The sequence below is a fragment of the Methylibium sp. T29 genome, from assembly GCF_000576205.1.
Taxonomy (GTDB): Bacteria; Pseudomonadota; Gammaproteobacteria; order Burkholderiales; family Burkholderiaceae_C; genus Methylibium; species Methylibium petroleiphilum.
Genome location: NZ_AZND01000010.1, coordinates 20,911 through 40,196, shown reverse-complemented (window position 1 = coordinate 40,196; position 19,286 = coordinate 20,911). Strand labels below are relative to the sequence as shown.

Annotated in this window: 13 protein-coding genes and 3 pseudogenes; 7 read left to right on the top strand and 9 right to left on the bottom strand. The window is 70.5% G+C overall.

The features are described 5' to 3' along the window. From x551_RS26380 to x551_RS03220, 3 genes and pseudogenes are all read left to right on the top strand, one after another. Nucleotides 1-364 (top strand): annotated as a pseudogene (locus x551_RS26380) (hypothetical protein); the annotation flags it as partial. Nucleotides 365-369: 5 nt separating this feature from the next. After that, the gene (locus tag x551_RS03225) at nucleotides 370-1,989 is read left to right on the top strand and encodes a GMC family oxidoreductase (RefSeq protein ID WP_036230198.1); all 1,620 of its coding nucleotides are present in this window, start codon (nucleotides 370-372) and stop codon (nucleotides 1,987-1,989) included. Between the two features lie 209 nt (nucleotides 1,990-2,198). Further along, nucleotides 2,199-2,930 (top strand): alpha/beta fold hydrolase, encoded by a 732-nt coding sequence (locus x551_RS03220; protein WP_253950288.1) that lies wholly within the window; start codon nucleotides 2,199-2,201, stop codon nucleotides 2,928-2,930. On the opposite strand, the gene x551_RS03215 is transcribed toward x551_RS03220, so the two are convergent. The 3 genes from x551_RS03215 to hppD all read right to left on the bottom strand — a co-directional run bounded on the left by x551_RS03215 (nucleotide 2,849) and on the right by hppD (nucleotide 5,839). Then, the gene (locus x551_RS03215) at nucleotides 2,849-3,712 is read right to left on the bottom strand and encodes a hypothetical protein (RefSeq protein WP_036230195.1); all 864 of its coding nucleotides are present in this window, start codon (nucleotides 3,710-3,712) and stop codon (nucleotides 2,849-2,851) included. The genes x551_RS03220 and x551_RS03215 overlap by 82 nt on opposite strands. Before the next feature lie 84 nt (nucleotides 3,713-3,796). Beyond that, a complete protein-coding gene (phhA, locus tag x551_RS03210) occupies nucleotides 3,797-4,684 on the bottom strand; it encodes a phenylalanine 4-monooxygenase (protein ID WP_036230193.1) in 888 nt (295 codons plus the stop codon). A gap of 42 nt (nucleotides 4,685-4,726) precedes the next feature. After that, on the bottom strand, nucleotides 4,727-5,839 hold the full coding sequence (gene hppD / locus x551_RS03205) for a 4-hydroxyphenylpyruvate dioxygenase (RefSeq protein WP_036230190.1): 1,113 nt from the start codon (nucleotides 5,837-5,839) through the stop codon (nucleotides 4,727-4,729). Nucleotides 5,840-5,960: 121 nt separating this feature from the next. On the opposite strand from hppD, the gene x551_RS03200 reads away from it, so the two are divergent. Continuing rightward, nucleotides 5,961-6,443, top strand: coding sequence for an Lrp/AsnC family transcriptional regulator (locus x551_RS03200; RefSeq protein WP_011827946.1), 483 nt, complete (start codon nucleotides 5,961-5,963; stop codon nucleotides 6,441-6,443). 10 nt (nucleotides 6,444-6,453) lie between these two features. Here x551_RS03200 and x551_RS03195 read toward each other — a convergent pair whose 3' ends face one another. The 5 genes and pseudogenes from x551_RS03195 to x551_RS26370 form a co-directional block, all read right to left on the bottom strand. Further along, nucleotides 6,454-8,142 (bottom strand): AMP-binding protein, encoded by a 1,689-nt coding sequence (locus x551_RS03195; protein ID WP_036230188.1) that lies wholly within the window; start codon nucleotides 8,140-8,142, stop codon nucleotides 6,454-6,456. Between the two features lie 13 nt (nucleotides 8,143-8,155). Then, a pseudogene (locus x551_RS03190) lies at nucleotides 8,156-9,870 on the bottom strand (AMP-binding protein). A gap of 123 nt (nucleotides 9,871-9,993) precedes the next feature. Continuing rightward, nucleotides 9,994-10,326 (bottom strand): cytochrome c, encoded by a 333-nt coding sequence (locus tag x551_RS03185; RefSeq protein ID WP_036230207.1) that lies wholly within the window; start codon nucleotides 10,324-10,326, stop codon nucleotides 9,994-9,996. Between the two features lie 11 nt (nucleotides 10,327-10,337). After that, nucleotides 10,338-11,102, bottom strand: coding sequence for a PQQ-binding-like beta-propeller repeat protein (locus tag x551_RS26375; protein ID WP_197028729.1), 765 nt, complete (start codon nucleotides 11,100-11,102; stop codon nucleotides 10,338-10,340). Between the two features lie 219 nt (nucleotides 11,103-11,321). Beyond that, nucleotides 11,322-12,026, bottom strand: coding sequence for a PQQ-binding-like beta-propeller repeat protein (locus x551_RS26370; RefSeq protein ID WP_197028728.1), 705 nt, complete (start codon nucleotides 12,024-12,026; stop codon nucleotides 11,322-11,324). A gap of 158 nt (nucleotides 12,027-12,184) precedes the next feature. Here x551_RS26370 and x551_RS27990 point away from each other — a divergent pair, with 158 nt between their 5' ends. Beyond that, nucleotides 12,185-13,435, top strand: coding sequence for a helix-turn-helix domain-containing protein (locus x551_RS27990; protein ID WP_011827941.1), 1,251 nt, complete (start codon nucleotides 12,185-12,187; stop codon nucleotides 13,433-13,435). Nucleotides 13,436-13,437: 2 nt separating this feature from the next. Here x551_RS27990 and x551_RS03170 read toward each other — a convergent pair whose 3' ends face one another. Next, the gene (locus x551_RS03170; protein WP_036230185.1) at nucleotides 13,438-14,517 is read right to left on the bottom strand and encodes a substrate-binding domain-containing protein; all 1,080 of its coding nucleotides are present in this window, start codon (nucleotides 14,515-14,517) and stop codon (nucleotides 13,438-13,440) included. A 123-nt stretch (nucleotides 14,518-14,640) separates the two neighbouring features. Between x551_RS03170 and x551_RS03165 the strand changes: the two are divergent. After that, nucleotides 14,641-16,363 (top strand): annotated as a pseudogene (locus tag x551_RS03165) (NADH-ubiquinone oxidoreductase-F iron-sulfur binding region domain-containing protein). Beyond that, nucleotides 16,360-19,227: a formate dehydrogenase subunit alpha gene (gene fdhF, locus x551_RS03160; RefSeq protein ID WP_036230179.1), complete on the top strand. Its 2,868-nt coding sequence runs from the start codon at nucleotides 16,360-16,362 to the stop codon at nucleotides 19,225-19,227. Before x551_RS03165 ends, fdhF begins: the two are co-directional and overlap by 4 nt. The last annotated feature ends 59 nt before the right edge of the window (nucleotides 19,228-19,286 follow it).

Genomic DNA, 19,286 nt, shown 5'->3' with positions numbered 1-19,286 from the left:
CGCGCGCCGTGCTCGAAGGCAGCCTGCCAGCCGAGCCGGCGGCGCTCGACGCAGCACTGGAGCGCCATCTGCAGCGGCTGGACGAGACGATTGCCGGCTTCCCACGGCGACCCAGGCGGAGATCGCGCAGTTGCTCGGCGTGCTGTCGGTGTCGGCCACGCGGCAGTGGCTGACCGGCCTGCGCAGCGACTGGGCCGACGCGAGCGTGAACGAACTCGAGGCCGCGCTGCGCCGCATGCGCACCACCGACCACGAGCTGCGCCAGCAGGCGTATCACGCGCTGCGCGACCTCACCAACGCGGCCTACTTCGCGCAGTCGGAGCACTGGTCGCTGCTGGGCTATCCCGGCCCGAGCGCGGTCTGAGCGGCATGGCCATCATCGACCCGTTCAAGGACGGACTCGGCCGCGGCTGGAAGGTGTTCGGCGGACGCCACGCGGGCGCGCAGCCGCTGCCGGAGCGGATCAGCTGCGACGTGGCGATCGTCGGGAGCGGCGCGGGCGCCGGCATCACGGCCGAACTGCTGACCCAGGCCGGCCTCGACGTGCTGCTGATCGAGGAAGGCCCGCTGAAGACCAGCAGTGACTTCCACCAGCTCGAGCGCGAGGCCTATCCGCAGCTCTACCAGGAGAGCGCCGGGCGCAAGACGGCCGACAAGGCGATCAACATCCTGCAGGGCCGCTGCGTCGGCGGATCGACCACGGTCAACTGGACCAGTTCCTTCCGCACGCCCGACGACACGCTGGCCTACTGGCAGCAGCACTTCGGCCTGAAGGACTACACGCCCGAGGCACTGGCGCCGTGGTTCGCGCAGGCCGAGCGGCGTCTCGGCATCGGCCCCTGGCTGGCGCCGCCGAACGAGAACAACGAACTGCTCAAGCGCGGCGCCGACCGGCTGGGCATCCGCGCCGCGACGATCCAGCGCAACGTGAAGGGCTGCTGGAACCTCGGCTCCTGCGGCCTGGGCTGCCCGACGAACGCGAAGCAGTCGATGCTGGTGACCACAATCCCCGCCGCGCTGGAGCGCGGCGCGCGGCTGCTGGTGGAAACGCGCGCGCAGGCCTTCGAGCACGACGGTTCGAAGGTCCGCTGGCTCGACTGCGTGCCGGTCGCGACCGACGGCAGCGCCGCGTCGGACCGCACGGTGCGCGTGAGCGCGAAGCACTACGTGGTGGCGGGCGGTGCGATCAACTCGCCCGGGTTGCTGCTGCGATCGAAGGCTCCCGATCCGCACAACCGCCTCGGGCACCGCAGCTTCCTGCATCCGGTGGTGGCGTCGGCGGCTGTCTTCGATCAGCGGGTCGAGGGCTGGGCCGGCGCGCCGCAGACGATCTACAGCGACCACTTCCTCGGCGTCGATCCGATCGACGGCCCCATCGGCTACAAGCTCGAGGCGCCACCGATCCACCCGACGGTGTTCGCGACGACGATGGCCGGCTTCGGGCTCGAGCAGACGCGGCAGCTCAAGCAGTTCCCGCACACGCATGCGCTGCTCGCGCTGCTGCGCGACGGCTTCCATCCGCAGTCGCCCGGCGGGCTCGTGCGGCTGCGCGACGATCGCACGCCGCTGCTCGACTACCCACTGACCGCGTTCGTGATGGACGGCGCGCGCCGCGCGCTGCTGAGCATGGCCGAGCTGCAGTTCGCAGCCGGTGCGCGCGAGGTGATCCCGACCCACGAGCTGGCGCGCAGCTACCGCAGCTGGGACGAGGCGAAGCGCGAGATCGCCGCCCTGCCGATGAAGCCGCAGCTCACGCGCGTGTTCAGCGCGCATGCCATGGGCGGCTGCGGCTTCGCCGGCGAGGCGAAGCTGGGCGTGGTGCAGCCGAACGGCCAGCACTGGCAGCTCGAGAACCTGTCGGTGCACGACGGCTCGCTGTTCCCCACCAGCGTGGGCGCGAACCCGCAGCTGTCGATCTACGGCATCGTCAACCGGCTCGCCAGCGGACTGACGCATCGCCTGACGGGCCGTACGGTTTCGCTGGCCTAGGACTCACCTGCCCATGCTCGCGCGCCTGCAGCGCCTCGTGATCCTGGCAGTGACGCTGGCCGCGCTGGGCTGGCTGGTAGGGTGGGCGTCGGAGGGGCGGCCGGTACTGGCCGTCGCCGGCGCGCTGGTGCTCGCCTTCGGATACGTCTTCATCCTCGCGGTCGAGTTCGTGCTGCTGGCCTGCCTGCACGGCCGCGACGAGACCCCGCGTGCCGGCCCGCTGCAGTTGCTGCGGGCCTGGCTGGGCGAGTGCGTGGTGGCATGGCAGGTGTTCGTGTGGCGCCAGCTTCCACGCCGCGCGCTACCCCGACGTGCCGGGCCGGCCCGGCGTGCGCGGCGTGGTGTTCGTGCACGGCTACGTCTGCAATCGCGGCCTGTGGGGGCCGTGGCTTGCGCGCTGCACGGCCGAGCAACGACCGTACGTGGCCGTCGATCTGGAACCGGTGTTCAGCGACCTGGACATCTACGTGCCTCAGCTCGAGGCGGCGGTGGCGCGGCTCGAGAAGTCGACCGGCCTGCCGCCTCTGCTGGTGTGCCACAGCATGGGCGGGCTGGTGGCGCGCGCCTGGCTCGCGGCGACGCCCGGGGCCGCCACCCGCGTGCAGCATGTGATCACGATCGGCTCACCACACCGCGGCACCTGGCTGGCACGGCTGAGCCGCACGACGAACTCCCGCCACATGCGCCAGGCCAGCGAATGGATCACCGGGCTGGCCGCCCGCGAGCCGGCGCTGCACACCGGCCGCTTCACCTGCTTCTACAGCCACGCCGACAACATCGTGTTCCCGGCCTGCGCCGCCACCCTGCCAGGCGCCGACAACCGCCACCTGCCCGCCACGGCGCACGTGGCGATGGTGTTTCACCCGGAGGTGGTGAGCGAGGCGGCGCGCTGGCTTGCCGCCAGCTCCTCGTGCGTGGCCGGCGGCGCGTCGGGGCGCTGACGCAACACCCGCCAGGCGAGCCAGCCGATACAGCCCGCCAGCAGCAGGTGGTGCACGGCGTGGCCGCTGAACACCCCGCCGCTGGCCTGCCACACCCAGCCATCTGCGGCGTCGACGAACCTCGCCGCTGCGAACCACAGCAGCGCCACGATCCAGTCGCGTGGGCGCAGGCCGTCGCTGCGCAGCCCCCACACGCCGAGCGGCATCAGCAGCACCGGCAGCAACTCGAGCCACAGCAGCCAGCGCAAGTCAGGACCGTCGAGCCAGGCCGCGCTGGCTGCGCAGGCCAGACCGCCGAGCGGCCCGCTCGCGACGGCCGCCGCCAGCAGCCCGGGAGTGACCCAGCGAGGCCCCAGCCGTTCTGCAAGGTAGATCAGGGACAGCAGGACGCAAACACTGGCGGTGGCGACCTGCCTCAGCAGGAAGCCGACATCGCCCGGCGCAAGATGGTCCAGTGCGCCGACCACGGTGGTCAGCATGGCCGCGCCGAAGAACAGGCGCCACGCCAGGCGACGCGGGCCGCCAGCGCGGTGGCGGCGCAGGCCGACGGTGCCCGCCACGCTGGCCGCGAACAGGGGCAGCAGCGACAGCAGGTTCCAGCCCTGCACCAGACCGAGGACGGTGCGCGAGTCGGTGTTGCGGTCGGTCTGCGCCGGATAGCCGACCGGCCCCCAGGCGAGCAGGCCCATCAGGCTCGCGAACAGCATCGCCCCCAGCAAGGCCAGTGCGCAGCGGGTGGACAACTGGGGCGACATCGAGGGCAGCGGGGCAGTGGCGTTCACTGCCGACGAGTCTCGGTGCGCTCACCCTGTCACACATCGCTCTCGCGGGGCCCCCGTTGGGGGAGGCCAGGCGGCGTGACGGCTTCAGCCGGCGGGCGTGAAGCAGCGCTCGCCGTCCAGCACGATGCCGGCCTCCACCAGCGGCTGCTGGCGCACTGCCGCATAGACCGGCGTGAAGTCCGGCGCGGTGGCGTCGAACAGCTGGCGGAAGCTGTCGATCACGAAGTAGCCGGCCTGGTAGCTGTCGATCTTGTAGAGCGTGCGCATCAGCCGCTGCAGATCGAAGGCAATGCGCTGCGGCTCGGGGGACAGGACCGCGTGGCGCAGCTCGCCGGCGCTCGACAGGATGCCGGCCCCGTAGGCGCGCAGGCCCTGCGGCGTGTCGATCAGCCCGAACTCCACCGTGTACCAGTACAGGCGCGCCAGCAGCTCGCAGGCGTCGAGCCGGCTGGCCTTGAGCCCGCCGGCGCCATAGGCCTGCATGTAGTCGGCGAACACCGGGTTGAACAGCAGGGGCACGTGGCCGAACAGGTCGTGGAAGACATCGGGCTCGACGACGTAGTCGAACTCCTCGGGGGTGCGGATCCAGTCGGTGACCGGGAACTTCCGTTGGGCGAGCAGCGCGAAGAAGGCCTCCTCGGGGATCAGGCCGGGCACGCCGACGATCTGCCAGCCGGTGGCCTTCGACAGCCGCGCGGAGATGTCGCTGAAGCGCGGGATGCGGTCGGGGGCACCGAGCTGCTCGACAGCGTCGATGAATGCCTGGCAGGCCAGGCGAGGCAGCTGCCGCAGCTGGCGGGCATAGAGACGGCGGTAGGTCTCGTGGTCGGCCTCGGTGTAGCGGGCCATGTCCTGCTCGCAGCTGTAGTCGGCCCGCGCGCGCGAGTAGTCGCCGCGCGGCGGCCGGTCGCCCTGCCCGTAGGTGACCGGTGCCACGCCCTTGTTCACGCCGTCATGGAAGTCGTTCTTCATGGCGGTGCGGATTCTCTGCCGGGCGGGGAGCAGCGTGGCGCGTCAGGCGCCCTGCGTCGCGGCCTCGCCGGCCAGCACGCCGCGGCGCATCTGGTCGAGCTCGATGCTCTCGAACAGGGCCTTGAAGTTGCCCTCGCCGAAGCCCTGATCGCCCTTGCGCTGGATGAACTCGAAGAAGATCGGTCCGAGCTGGTTCTCGCTGAAGATCTGCAGCAGCAGTTCGCCGGCCTTGCCATCGACCAGGATCCCGCGCGAACGCAGTGCCGCGAGGTCCTCGCCGTGACCGGGGATGCGCCGGTCGACCAACTCGTAGTAGGTGTCGGGCGTGTCGAGCAGCTTCACGCCCTGGACGCGCAGCGCGTCGACGGTGGCGTGCAGGTCGCCCGAGCCGAGCGCGACGTGCTGGATGCCCTCGCCGTGGTAGCGGTCCAGGTACTCCTGGATCTGCCCCGGGGTCTCGTTGCCCTCTTCGTTGATCGGGATGCGGATCTTGCCGCAGGGGCTGGTCATGGCCTTGCTCTTCACGCCGGTCACCTGGCCCTCGATGTCGAAGTAGCGGATCTCGCGGAAGTTGAACAGCCGCGCATAGAACTCGGCCCACTCGGCCATGCGGCCGCGGTGCACGTTGTGCGTCAGGTGGTCGACGACGGTGAGGCCGTGGCCGACGGGCGTGAGCGTAGCGCCGGGCAGCGGTTCGAAGTCGACGTCGAAGAAGCCGATGTTGCCGATGTCGCCGTCCTTCGCGCCGTTCTTGCCGCGCCAGCGGTCGACCAGGTAGATCAGCGAGTCGCCCACGCCCTTGATGGCAGGGATGTTCAGCTCGCCGGGACCGGCGTGGCCGGCATAGCCCCACGCGCCGAGCGCGACCGCCCGCTCGCTGGCGGCCTTGGCGTCCCGCACGCGGAACGCGATGGCGCAGATGCTCGGGCCGTGCAGACGCGCGAAGCGCTGCGCGAACGAGTCGGGCTCCGCATTGACGATGAAGTTGATCTCGCCTTGCCGGTACAGCGTGACCTGCTTGTGGCGGTGCTTGGCGATCGCGCGGAAGCCCATGCGCTCGAACAGCGCGCCCATCGCGGCGGGGTCCGGCGCGGCGTATTCGATGAACTCGAAGCCGTCGGTGCCCATCGGGTTGTCCCAAGGGGTGAATTGCATGCGCGGACCTCGCTGGCGTGGAGAAAGAACTGTCTCCACTGTATAGAGCATGCGGCGCAGGTTTACTGCAAACCACGCGCAAATGACCAACATCGCGCATGATTCCTGCACAATCAACCTTATGGAAGCCTCTATCGAGCTCGACATGATCGACCGACGCATCCTGCGCGTGCTGCAGGCCAACGGCCGCGCCACCTACGACCAGCTGGCCGCCGAGGTACAGCTGTCGGCCTCGGCCGCACTGCGGCGCGTGAAGCGGCTGGAGGAAGCGGGCGTGATCGCGGGCTATGCAGCGGTGGTGCCACCTGCGGGCGTGGGCCTGGGGCTCACGGCCTTCATCAGCGTGCGGCTCGAGAAGCACACCGAGACGCACAAGCGCAACCCGATGGACCTGTTCAAGGCCTCGGTGCAGGTGTGGCCCGAGGTGGTGGAATGCGTGGCGCTGACCGGCGAGACCGACTACCACCTGCGCGTGGTGGTGCAGGACATGGCGCACTACTCGCGCTTCATCATGGACACGCTGCTGAAGCACCCGAGCGTCGAGGACTGCAAGACGAGCTTCGTGATGGACCGCGTGAAGGCGACCAGCGCCACGCCGGTGTGAGACGCCGGCCTCAGGCAGTCTTCACGTCGACCAGGCCCAGCAGCTCCTTCATCTGCTCGCGCATCCTGAACTTCTGGATCTTGCCGGTCACCGTCATCGGGAAGGCGTCGACGAAGTGGATGTGGCGCGGCACCTTGTGGCGCGCGATCTCGCCGTCGCAGAACGCGCGCAGTTCGTCGGCGCCGAGCTGCTCGCCGGCCCGCACGATGACGCAGGCACACAGCTCCTCGCCGTACTTCGGGTCGGGCACGCCGATCACCTGCACGTCCTGCACCTTGGGGTGGCGGTAGAGGAATTCCTCGATCTCGCGCGGGTAGAGGTTCTCGCCGCCGCGGATGACCATGTCCTTCAGGCGGCCGACGATGTTGCAGTAGCCCTCGGCATCCAGCGTGGCGAGGTCGCCGGTGTGCATCCAGCCCGCCGCATCGATGGCCTCGCGGGTCTTCGCCGCGTCGTCCCAGTAGCCCAGCATGACCGAGTAGCCGCGCGTGCACAGCTCGCCGGGTTCGCCGCGCGGCACGATGCGGCCGGCCTCGTCGACGAGCTTCACCTCGCAATGCGGCTGGATGCGCCCGACGGTGGACACGCGCCGCTCCAGCGGGTCGTCGGTGGCGCTCTGGAAGCTGACGGGCGATGTTTCGGTCATGCCGTAGGCGATGGTGACCTCGGCCATGTGCATCTTGTCGACCACGCGGCGCATCACCTCGATCGGGCAGGGGCTGCCGGCCATGATGCCGGTGCGCAGGCTGCGCAGGTCGTGGCGCGCGAAGTCGGGGTGGTCGAGCTGGGCGATGAACATCGTCGGCACGCCGTACAGCACGGTGCAGCGTTCCTCGGCCACCGCCGCCAGCGTGGCCGCGGCATCGAAGCCCTCGGACGGGTAGACCATGGTCGCGCCGTGCGTGAGTGCCCCCAGGTTGCCCATCACCATGCCGAAGCAGTGGTACAGCGGCACCGGGATGCACAGCCGGTCGCCCGGCGCGAGGCGGATCGCCTCGCCGACGAAGTGGCCGTTGTTCAGGATGTTGTGGTGCGACAGCGTCGCGCCCTTGGGGTTGCCGGTGGTGCCCGAGGTGAACTGGATGTTGATCGGGTCGTCGAACTGCAGCGTCTCGCCGAGCCGGGCCAGGTCGACCCGGTCGTCGGCGCGCGGCGTGCGCAGCAAGGTGTCGAAGTTCAGCATGCCCGGCGTCGCCTCCGCGCCCAGACGGATCACGAACTCCAGGTCCGGCAGGCGTTTCGCGCGCAGCCGCCCTGGCGCGCATTGCGCGAGCTCGGGCGCCAGGTCGGCGAGCATCGCGAGGTAGTCGCTGCCCTTGAACGACGGCGCGGCGATCAGCGCGCGGCACCCCACCTTGGTGAGGGCGTATTCGAGCTCGCTGCGCCGGTAGGCCGGGTTGATGTTCACCAGCACCAGCCCGAGCTTGGCGGTGGCGAACTGCGTCAGCGTCCACTCGGCGTTGTTGGGTGACCAGATGCCGATGCGCTCGCCGGCCTTCAGGCCCAGGCGCATCAGGCCACAGGCCAGCGCGTCGACGCGCTGGCGCAGCTCGGCGTAACTGAGCCGCAGTTGCTGGTGCCGCACCACCAGCGCGTCGCGCTCGGCATGGCGCTCGCAGGCCGCGTCGAACCAGCGACCGATGGTCTCGCCGATCAGCGTCTGCGCCGAGGCGCCGTGCACGTAGCTCGCGTTGTCCATGCGCGCCTCCTGCTCAGGCCTCGGCCTTCAGTTGCGGGAAGTCCTCCTCGAAGAACTCGCCGGCCGCGCGCACGCCGGCCGCGCGCCGCTCGACCTCCTGTGCGCGCAGCTGCACGCGGCGGATCTTCCCGGAGATGGTCTTGGGCAGCTCGGTGACGAACTCGATGCGCCGCACGCGCTTGTAGGGTGCGAGCTGCTTGCGCGCGAAGCCGAGGATCGCCTCGGCCAGCGCACGGTCGGGCGTCTGGCCGGCGGTGAGGATCAGGTAGGCCTTGGGAACGGCCAGGCGCAGCGGGTCGGGGCTGGGCACCACCGCCACCTCGGCCACCGCCTCGTGCTCGATCAGCGCGCTCTCCAGCTCGAACGGGCTGATGCGGTAGTCGGAGGCCTTGAACACGTCGTCGGCGCGGCCGACGAAGGTGATGTAGCCCTCGGCATCGCGCGCCGCCACATCGCCGGTGTGGTAGTAGCCGTCGCGCATCGCGTCGGCGGTCTTCTCGGCGCTGTCCTGGTAGCCCACCATCAGCCCGAGCGGCCGCTCGGCCAGCACGATGCAGACCTCGCCCTCGTCGGCCTCCTTGCCGTCGGCGTCGATCAGCGCGATGCGGTAGCCCGGCAGCGGCCGGCCCATCGACCCGGGCTTGAGCGGCTGGCCCGGCGCATTGCCGATCTGCGCGGTGGTCTCGGTCTGGCCGTAGCCGTCGCGCACCGTCAGGTCCCAGGCGGCGCGCACCTGCTCGATGATCTCGGGGTTGAGCGGCTCGCCCGCGCCGATCAGCTCGCGCAGCGCGAGCCGGCCACGGTAGGCGCCCAGGTCTTCCTGCACCATCATGCGCCACACCGTGGGCGGCGCGCACAGGCTGGTGACGCGGCAGCGCTCGAGCACGGCCAGCAGCCCGCCCGCGTTGAAGCGGGCGGTGTTGTAGATGAACACGCAGGCGCCGGCATTCCACGGCGCGAAGAAGCAGCTCCACGCATGCTTGGCCCAGCCGGGCGAGGAGATGTTGAGGTGCACGTCGCCGGGCCGCAGGCCGATCCAGTACATCGTCGACAGGTGCCCCACCGGATAGCTCTGGTGGGTGTGCAGCACCAGCTTGGGCTTGGAGGTGGTGCCCGAGGTGAAGTACAGCAGCAGCGGGTCGCTGGCGCGCGTCGGTCCGTCGGGGGTGAAGGCGGACGGCGCGGCGGCGGCGTCCTCGAAGCGCTGCCAGCCGGGCTGGGCCTCGCCGAGGCTGATGCGCGTGTAGTCGCCCGGCAGCGGCGCGAACTTGTCGGTCTGCGCGCTGGCCGTCACCACGTGCCGCACGTCGCCGCGCTCCATGCGGTCGCGCAGATCCTCGGTGGTCAGCAGCGCCGTGGCCGGGATCAGCACCGCGCCCAGCTTCATCGCCGCCAGCATGGTCTCCCACAGCGCCAGCTCGTTGCCGAGCATCAGCAGCACGCGGTCGCCGCGCCGCACGCCCAGGGCGCGCAGGTGGTTGGCCACCTGGGCCGAGCGCTGCGACAGCTCGCGGAACGAGCGCTTCACCTCGCTGCCGTCCTCGCCGACGATCCACAGCGCCGGCGCATCGGCGCGTGCGGGTCGCGCGCCATCGCGTCGAAGTGGTCCAGCGCCCAGTTGAACTCGCCGAGCGCCGGCCAGCGAAACTCTCGCGCCGCTGCGGCCTGGTCGTCGCGCAGGCGCAGCAGCAGGTCACGGGCTTGCAGGAAGGGGACGGCGGATGTCATGGCGAACTCCTGATCGGCGGACCGCATCGATGCTAGGGGCGGCCCCTGCAGGGCCGCCAGAGGGAGAAACCGAAGCGGGTCTACCCGGTCCGGCCGCGACACGGCCCCACCGCTTCGCCGCCTTCACGGCGGGCTGGCGGCAGCACTGACGAACAGCCACAGCGACGCCAGTTCGTCCGGCTGGAAGGTCGAGCCCCAGGCCGGCATGGCACGCAGCCCCTGCGTCACCGATCGTTCGAAGCGCTCGCGCTGTTCCTTCGGGAAGCTGCGCAGGTCGAAGCTGGCACCGTTGCTGACCATGTTCACGCCGTGACAGCGCGCGCAGTAGCTGGTGTAGAGCGAGCGCCCCAGCGCGGCGCTCGCGCCGCCTTCGGGCGCCTGCGCTCGGGCCACCGGCCCCGGCAGCAGAACGGCCGCCAGCAGCGCGGCGAACACGGCCGCACGGGCGCGGGTCATCGCGGCCGGCATCAGTCGATCAGCCTGAAGGTCCACACCGACGAGCCCGCCGGCACCTGCGCCAGCTTGGCATCACCGCCGAGGAAGCCGTACACGGTGGCGGCGCCGCTGGTCACGGTGACGTACTGCTGGCCCTTGAGTTCCCAGGTGATCGGCAGGCCGGAGATGCCCGAGCCGGTCTGGAACTGCCACAGCTTCGTGCCGGTGTCGGCGTCGAAGGCCATGAACTCGCCGGTCTGCGCGCCGGTGAACACCAGCCCGCCAGCGGTGGAGAGCACGCCGCTCCAGTACGGCGCGGCGGTCGGGCTCTCCCACAGCTTCCTGCCGGTGGTGGGATCCCAGGCGACCAGCGCGCCACGCATGCCTCCGTCCGGATCGACCCACCCCCCGAGTTCGAGCCCCAGGTACCAGGCCCCCTGGCGGTAGGCCGGGGTGCCGTACTTGACCTTCATGCCGAAGTTGAGCGTGTTCAGGTAGACGCGCTTCTTCAGCGGGTCGAAGCTCATCGGCATCCAGTTCTTCGCACCGAAGGCACTGGGCCAGGCCTCGATGAAGTCCTTGCTCTCGACATTGGACCGCACTGCCTTCGTCATCTCGGTGTCGATGGGGCGGCCGGTCTTCATGTCGATGCCGCTCGCCCAGTTGACCTTCTGCGCGAACTGCGTGGCCGATAGCAGCTTGCCGTTGCTGCGGTCGAGCACGTAGAAGTAGCCGTTGCGGTTGGCCTGCATCAGCACCTTGCGGGCGGCGCCGTTCACCGGCAGTTCGCCCAGCACCAGCTCGTTGGTGGCGTCGTAGTCGTAGGGGTCGCCGGGCGAGGTCTGATAGTGCCAGACGATCTTGCCGGTGGCCGGGTCGAGCGCGAGGATGGAGCAGATGTAGAGCGAATCCTTGCCGCGCCACGCCGGGTTCCACGGCCCGCCGTTGCCGGTGCCCCAGTAGACGAGGTTGAGCTCCGGGTCGTAGGTGCCGGTCAGCCAGGTGGGCGCACCGCCCTAGTCGTGGCGGTCGGCGTTCCAGGTCTCCGAGCCGGGCTCGCCGGGAGCGGGCACGGTCCAGGTGCGCCACTTCTTCTCGCCGGTCTTCAGGTCCCAGCCATCGAGGAAGCCACGCGTGCCGTACTCGCCGCCGGAGATGCCGGTGATCAGCACGCCGCCGGCGACCAGCGGCGCGTGGGTCATGCTGTAGCCCTGCTTGTAGTCGGCCGCCTTCTGCTTCCACAGCGTCTTCCCGCTGGCCATGTCGATGGCCAGCACGTGGGCATCGATGGTGGTGCGGTAGAGCACGCCATCGAGCGCGGCCATGCCGCGGCTCTGGATGCCGCAGCAGAGGTAGCCGTTCACGTCGGCCGGCAGGTCGATGGCGACCTTCCACTTCTGGCGACCGCTCTCGGCGTCGATCGCCACCGTGGCGTTGTGCGTCGACACGTACATCACGCCGCCGATCAGCAGCGGCTGCGTCGAGGCGTTCGCGGAGTTGTCGAGGCTAAGGTTCCAGGCCGGCACCAGGCGCTTGACGGTGGTCTTGTTGATCTTGGCCAGCGCCGAGTAGCGCTGCTGCCCCCAGCCCATGCCGTAGGTCGTCACGTCGCCGGGCGTCGTCGCGTCGCGCTTGAGGTCGTCGATCGTCTGCGCCAGCGCCAGGGGCGCCAGACATGCCAGGGCCACGCCGAGCACGGCCCTCGCGAAATCCCGCTTCATCCTTCGTCTCCCATTGCGACGGCCCGACGACATGCCGCAGCCTCAGAATGCAGGGCGAACGATAGGTTTTGCCTCCCAGGCAGCCCAATCAAGTAGTTTCCCTAGGCGTTTTTTGTTCCAGCCTGGTACAGATTCACGCACCCTCACGGAGTCCGTCCATGACCGCCAGAGTGCCCGCTGTTCGCCAACGACCCAGCCCCGAATCCCGTCTGCCGGCCGGCCCCTTCTTCGCCACCGCCGAGCAGCGCGTGGCCCTGGCACGCGAGCGCTTCTTCGAGGAGGGCGTGCGCCCCTCGGGGCTGGTGCCCGAACTGGTGATCCAGTCGTGGACACGTTGCGTCGGCGCGCGCCGCAGGCCGAACGAGCACGTGACCTTCTCGCCGATCACCAAGTCGCGCGTGGCGGGCGCGCTGGCGCGCAACCGCCAGCTGCTCGACGCGGCGAAGGACGATCTGTCGCAGCTCGACGCGGCCCTGGCCGGCACCGCCTGCAAGGCCCTGCTGACCAGCAACGACGGCGTGATCGTGCATGCGACGCCCACCGCCCTCGGCGAGGGTCGGCTGATGCCGATCATGGCGCGGGTCGGCAACGATCTCGCCGAGTCCAACGTCGGCACCGGCGCGCCCGGCGTGTCGGCGCGCACCGGCGAGGTCTGCGTGGTGAGCGGCGCCGAGCACTTCTTCAGCGGCTTCAACGTGATGTACTGCGCCGCCGCACCGATCCGCAACACGCACGGCGAGATCGCCGGCGTGCTCGATCTGTCGTCCGAGGAGGAGCAGTTCCGCTTCGACGCGGCGGCGATGGTGCGCCTCTATGCGACGACGATCGAGAACCGCCTGCTGCGCGCGCAGTCGCGCGAGCATCTGCTGCTTCGCTTCCAGTCGAGCCCGGGCCTGCTGCACACGCCCCTCGAGGGCCTGGCCGCGATCGACGGCAACGGCCGCGTGTGCTGGGTCAACGGCGCGGGCACCCGGCTGCTGGCGGGCGCGCACGCCGGCTCGCCGACGGTCGAACAGACCTTCGGCATCGACCTCGAGAGCCTGCTCTCGCTGGCCCACGGAGCCCGCGTGCAGTCGCACCGCGTTCCGGGCGGGCTGGGCATGTGGCTCGAGGCGCAGCCGCCCGAGAAGGACGGCCACCACGGGGCCACGGCATTGGCTTTCGCCAGCCCGGTGGCGACGCCCGCTTTCTCCGAGCCCGATAGCGCGACCGCAACCGCGACCGCGCCGGTCGGCGGCGACGCGCGCAGCGAGGGCGAGGCGCTGACGCTGGTGGACTCGCACCGCCGCATGATCGACAGCACCCTGCTCGAATGCGGCGGCAACGTGTCGCGCGCCGCGCGCCAGCTCGGCGTGTCGCGCGGCCTCATCTACCGGCGCCTGCGCGAGCGGCGCAGCAAAGACGCCTGACCCTAGCGGTCGAACGCCTCGGTCACGCTCAGCACCCGGCCGGTCTCGCCGGCCTCGTAGCCGACCAGCGACGACACCGACGAGCGGTAGACCGGCGACTGCATCAGGTCCAGCACGGTGCGCATGGCCGGCCGGTTCAGCGACGCGGTCGGCAGCGCGAAGAAATAGCGCTCGCGCACCAGCGGGATGAACGGCAGGCCGAAGCGCTGCGCCGCGGTCTGCACGCCGATGCCGACGTCGGCCATGCCGCTGGCGATGTAGGCGGCCACTGCCGCATGCGTGAATTCGGTGCTCTCGTAGCCGCTGATCTCGGCCGGCACCACGCCCGCCTGGTTCAGCAGCAACTCGGTGAGCATGCGCGTGCCCGAACCCTCGGGCCGGTTGACGAAGCGCACGCCGGGGCGCTGCAAGTCGGCCAGCGTGCGGATGCGCTTGGGGTTGCCCGGTGCGACGAACAGGCCCTGGGTACGCACCGCCAGGTGCACCAGGCTGTGGGTCTGCGGCTTGAGCCACTTCATGTAGCGCTTGACCGCCGGCGCCTCGAACTCGCCGATCGGCACGTGGAAGCCGGCCAGGTCGCACTCGCCGCGCGCCAACGCCGACACCGACTCGAAGCTGTTGCGGTAGCGCAGCTCGACCGACAGCGACGCGGCCTCGAGCTTCTCCACCAGCGCCGCCACCGCAAAGCCATGGCTGGCGTGCAGGCGCAGCGCCGCGGAGCCATCGGTGCGTTGCGGCAGCGTGCGGCCGAGCTCGTTCTCCAGCTCCGACGCCAGCGACGACAGCAGCGGTGACAGCCGCGCGGCAATGCGGCGATCGGCCCAGATCAGCTTCTCGGCCAGCGGCGTCAGCGTGGAGCCGCGGCCGCGGCCGGCGTTGACCAGCGGGTAGCCGAACAGGTCCTCGGCACGCTTCACCTGCCCCCAGGCGTGGCGGTAGGACAGGCCGACGCTGCGAGCCGCCTGCGCGATCGCGCCGGTCTCCTGGATCGCGGCCAGCAGGGTCAGCAGCGCGGTGGTGTCGACGAGGTGGTCGACGTCCTGGGCGACGCCCCAGTGAGGGGTGATCTGGATCCGCATGATTAGGCGGCCTTGTGCATATCAGAGTGAGGGGGGCCCGCTATCGTCCCGAGACGAGACAGCGCCCGGGCATATGCTCATTGAAACATAAGCGAACGGCGCCGATACCCAAGGAATTCCCGAGCTATGAATGCGCCCGTGATCCCGATCCAGGTCCTGCGCGACCCGGCCGTCAAACCGCGTCGGGCCTCGGGCGACCGCCCGGTCGACGCCCAGGCATTGAGCGCGGTCCAGGCCCTGCTGGCGGCCAGGCCGCAGACCCCGTTGCGGCGCGACCTGCTGATCGAGCACCTGCACACGCTGAACGATCATTTCGGTCAGCTGCGCACCGACCATCTGGCTGCTCTGGCTCAGTTACTGCGCCTTTCCCAGGCCGAAGTTTATGAAGTGGCGAGCTTTTATCACCACTTCGAAGTGGTCCAGGCGAAGGCCGACGGCAGCTATCCGGAGCCCGCGCCGCTGACCGTCCGCGTCTGCGACGGCATCGCCTGCGAGCTGGCCGGCGCCCGGGATCTGCTGACCCGGCTGCCCGCATTGCTGGGGACCGAGGTGCGCGTGATCGCCGCCCCGTGCATCGGCCGCTGCGAGCAAGCCCCGGCGGCCGTCGTGCACCAGTGCCCGGTGCCGAACGCGACACCCGAAGCCGTGCAGGCTGCAGTGACCGCCGGCCGAACGAAGCACGAACCCGCGCCGTACACCACGCTCGCGTCATATCACGACGCCGGCGGCTACCGCACGCTGCGGCAGTGCCTGAGCGGCGAACGGCCGCTGGAGACGGTGCTGTCGACGATGGAAGCTTCGGGTCTGCGCGGGCTCGGGGGGGGCCGGCTTCCCGGCCGGGCGCAAGTGGCGCATCGTGCGCGGGCAGGCGGCGCCGCGCCTGATGGCGGTGAACATCGACGAAGGCGAGCCGGGCACCTTCAAGGACCGCCATTACCTCGAGCGCGATCCGCACCGCTTCCTCGAGGGCTTGCTGATCGCGGCCTGGGCGGTCGGCGTCGACGCCGTCTACATCTACCTGCGCGACGAGTACCACGGCTGCCGCACCCTGCTCGAGCGCGAGCTGGCGGCGCTGCGGGCCGACCCGCCGATGCGCGACATGCCGGCGATCGAGCTGCGCCGCGGCGCCGGCGCCTACATCTGCGGCGAGGAGTCCGCGATGATCGAGTCGATCGAAGGCAAGCGCGGCATGCCGCGCCTGAGACCGCCCTACGTGGCGCAGGTCGGCCTGTTCGGGCGCCCGACGCTGGAGCACAACTTCGAGACGCTGTACTGGGTGCGCGACATCCTCGAGAAGGGTGGCGACTGGTTCGCCGGCCACGGCCGCCACGAGCGCAAGGGGCTGCGCTCGTTCTCGGTGAGCGGCCGCGTGAAGAAGCCGGGCGTGCACCTCGCGCCGGCCGGCATCACGCTGCGCGAGCTGGTCGACGAGTACTGTGGCGGCATGCTGGACGGCCACCGGCTGCACGCCTACCTGCCGGGCGGCGCCTCGGGCGGCATCCTGCCCGAGCGCCTGGCCGACGTGCCGCTGGACTTCGACACGCTGCAGCCGCACGGCTGCTTCATCGGCTCGGCGGCGGTGGTGGTGTTGTCTGACCAGGACCGCGTGACGGACGTGGCGCGCAACCTGATGCGCTTCTTCGAGCACGAGAGCTGCGGGCAGTGCACGCCGTGCCGTTCGGGTACCGCCAAGGTCAACGAACTGATCGCCGGCGACCGCTGGGACCTGCCGCTGCTCGCCGAGCTGTCGCAGGTGATGCGCGATGCGTCCATCTGCGGCCTGGGTCAAGCGGCGCCGAACCCGGTGGACTGCGTGATCAAGTATTTTCCGGAAGAGCTGACGGCATGAACGCACCGCTGACTTCGAAGCTGCTCGCGCCACAGGCCGCGACGGTGGAGTTCTCGCTCGACGGCCGCACGGTCACCGCCGGCGCTGACGAGACGATCTGGACCGTCGCGAAGCGCGAGGGCACGACCATCCCCCACCTGTGCCACAAGGAGGGCCTGACGCCGGCCGGCAACTGCCGCGCCTGCGTGGTGGAGGTCGAAGGCGAACGGGCGCTGGCTGCCTCGTGCTGCCGCAACGTCGCCGCCGGCATGAAGGTGCAGACGCAGAGCCCGCGCGCCGCGTCGGCCCGCAAGATGGTGGTCGAGCTGCTGGTCAGCGACGCCGGTGCCACCACCGACACCTACACGAAGGCCTCGGAACTCAGCCAATGGGCCGAACAGCTGGCCGTGCCGCGCGGCCGCCTGCCGCAGCGCGACGCGCCGCATTACGCGGCGGCCGACCTTTCGCACCCGGCGATCGCGGTGAACCTGGACGCCTGCATCCAATGCACGCGCTGTCTGCGCGCCTGCCGCGACGAGCAAGGCAACGACGTGATCGGCCTGGCCTTCCGCGGCGCGCATGCGCAGATCACCTTCGATGCCGGTGCGACGCTCGGTGAGTCGAGCTGCGTGGCCTGCGGCGAATGCGTGCAGGCCTGCCCGACCGGCGCTCTGATGCCGGCCCGCGGCGCCGGGCTGCTGGAAGTGACGAAGCGTGTGGATTCGGTCTGCCCCTACTGCGGCGTAGGCTGCCAGCTCACCTGGAACGTCGGTCCGAACGCACAGGGCGAGGAGCGCATCCATTTCGTGACCGGCCGCGACGGCCCGGCCAACCACGGGCGGCTGTGCGTGAAGGGCCGCTATGGCTTCGACTACATCCACAACCCGCGCCGCCTGACCACGCCGCTGATCCGACGCGAAGGCGTGGCCAAGGACCCGGCCGACATCGAGCGCCTCAAGCAGGGCCAGTTGAAGCCGACGGACATCTTCCGCACGGCGACCTGGGACGAGGCGATGGAGCTCGCGGCCGGCGGCCTGGCCCGGCTGCGCGACGAGGCGCTGGCGGCCGGCCTGCGCGGCAACGACATCCCGCTCGCGGGCTTCGGCTCGGCCAAGGGCAGCAACGAGGAGGCCTACCTGTTCCAGAAGCTGGTGCGGCAGGGCTTCCGGACCAACAACGTCGATCACTGCACGCGGCTGTGCCATGCCAGCTCGGTGGCGGCGCTGCTGGAGGGCATCGGCTCGGGGGCGGTCAGCAACCCGGTGGAGGATGTCGCCCACGCCGACCTGATCTTCCTGATCGGCGCGAACCCGGCGGTGAACCACCCGGTCGCGGCGAGCTGGATCAAGAACGCGGTCGACCGCGGCGCCCGGCTGGTGATCTGCGATCCGCGTCACACCGCGCTGACGCGTCGCGCCACCTGGCACCTGCAGTTCCGTCCCGACACCGACGTCGCGCTGCTCAACGGGCTGCTGCACGTGATCGTCGCCGAGGGACTGGTCGATGAGGCCTTCGTCGCGGCGCGCGTCAACGGCTACGAGGCACTGAAGGCCTCGGTGGCCGAGGCGACGCCGGAGCGCATGAGCGAAATCTGCGGCATCGACGCGCAGACGATCCGCGACGTGGCCCGCGCCTATGCCACCAGCAAGGGCTCGATGATTCTCTGGGGCATGGGCGTGAGCCAGCATGTGCACGGCACCGACAACGCGCGCGGGCTGATCGCGTTGGCGATGCTGACTGGCCAGATCGGACGTGTCGGCACCGGCCTGCATCCGCTGCGCGGCCAGAACAACGTGCAGGGCGCCAGCGACGCCGGGCTGATCCCGATGATGCTGCCCAACTACCAGCGCGTCATCAACCCGACGGTGCGCCAGGCCTTCGAGCGCCTGTGGGCCACGCCCGAGCCACTGGATGCGACGCCCGGCCTGACCGTCGTCGAGATCATGCATGCGGCCAGCGAAGGCCGCATCCGCGGCATCTACGTCGAGGGCGAGAACCCGGCGATGTCGGACCCCGACCTCGGCCATGCCCGCCGGGCACTGGCAGGCCTGGAGCATCTGGTCGTCCAGGACATCTTCCTCACCGAGACCGCGATGCTGGCCGACGTGGTGCTGCCGGCCTCGGCCCATGCCGAGAAGTGGGGCAGCTACACGAACACCGACCGGCTGATCCAGATCGGCCGCCCCGCGCTCGATCCGCCCGAGCTCGCGATGCAGGATCTGTGGATCATCGAGCGCGTCGGCCGGCGCCTGGGCCTGGACTGGAACTACTGGCGCGACGAAGACGGCGGCGGCAAGCGCGCCTCGCAGGCGGCGGTGGCGCGCGTCTACGAGGAGATGCGCGTCAGCATGCCACCGCTGGCCGGCGTGCCCTGGAGCCGCCTGGTCAAGGCCGATGCGGTGATGACGCCCGCGGCGAGCGAGGACGACCCCGGCGCTGCGGTGGTCTTCATCGATCGCTTCCCGACGGTCGACGGCCGAGCGACCGTGGTACCGACCGTGTTCCGCCCCGGCGCCGAGCAGATCGACGCCGAGTACCCCTTCGTCCTGACCACCGGCCGCGTGCTCGAGCATTGGCACACCGGCGCGATGACACGGCACGCCAGCATGCTGGACGCCATCGCGCCCGAGGCGCTGGTGTCGCTGCATCCGGCAGATGCGCTGACGGTCGGCGTGCGCGACGGCCAGGCGGTGCTGATGTCGACGCGGCACGGTGCGGTGCAGGCGCGCGTGCGCGTCAGCACCGAGGTGCAGCCCGGGCAGGTGTTCCTGCCGTTCGCCTTCTGGGAGGCGGCGGCGAACAAGCTGACCGGCGACGCCCTGGACGACGTGGCGAAGATCCCCGGCTTCAAGGTCACGGCCGCCAAGCTCAGCGTGATCGCCTGAGCACGGCGCCGCGCCGGCGCGCGCGGCCCGCCGTCGGCGTGCGCCATCTTCCTACGCGC